The sequence below is a fragment of the Paraburkholderia sp. RL17-347-BIC-D genome, from assembly GCF_046027915.1.
In the GTDB taxonomy this organism is placed as follows: Bacteria; Pseudomonadota; Gammaproteobacteria; order Burkholderiales; family Burkholderiaceae; genus Paraburkholderia.
Genome location: NZ_JARESS010000238.1, coordinates 1 through 521, shown reverse-complemented (window position 1 = coordinate 521; position 521 = coordinate 1). Strand labels below are relative to the sequence as shown.

At 58.5% G+C, this 521-nt stretch carries 1 protein-coding gene; it reads left to right on the top strand.

Features of this window, described 5'->3' with window-relative positions; genetic code table 11:
- A partial coding sequence (locus P0D96_RS48360) for an aldo/keto reductase (protein WP_408321450.1) occupies positions 1-262 on the top strand: 262 nt, incomplete at its 5' end.
- Between the last annotated feature and the right edge of the window lie 259 nt (positions 263-521).

The window sequence follows — 521 nt, the reverse complement described above, 5'->3', positions numbered from 1 at the left end:
ACAAGGCAGGGCAGCAAGCGACCCCGTACTTCAGGGAATCGGCGTCAAGCATGGCGCGACCGCTGCCCAGGTTGCACTCGCCTGGCTTCTGGAACAGGACGGGGTGGCCGTTATTCCTAAGGCTCAACGCCGCGAAAGTCAAAAATCCAATCTCGATGCGCTGGCGGTGAAACTCGACGATGATGACCGGCACGCCATTGCGGTGTTGCCGAAGGACCACCGCTTCGTAAATCCGCCGTTTGCGCCGGAATGGGACGCGTAACCGTTGTCTTCGCACTGCAGGCAGTCCATCCGCTAGTCATCCATCGCGCTCGCGTGGGCTTGCGTGCGCTCGTCGTGGCTTGAGACGTTAGTGGTTGGCGTTGAAAGAGAGGTGTATCGAGACGGGAAATTCAATAGAGCGCAGATGGACGCGTCACTCATCACGTGGGCTGTTGTTTTTGAGAGCGCCCGAACGCTACTTGGGTCGCGAGAACTCTCCCAAGTAGTGTCGCTGATTGTCAACTGAACCGCCCCGGATT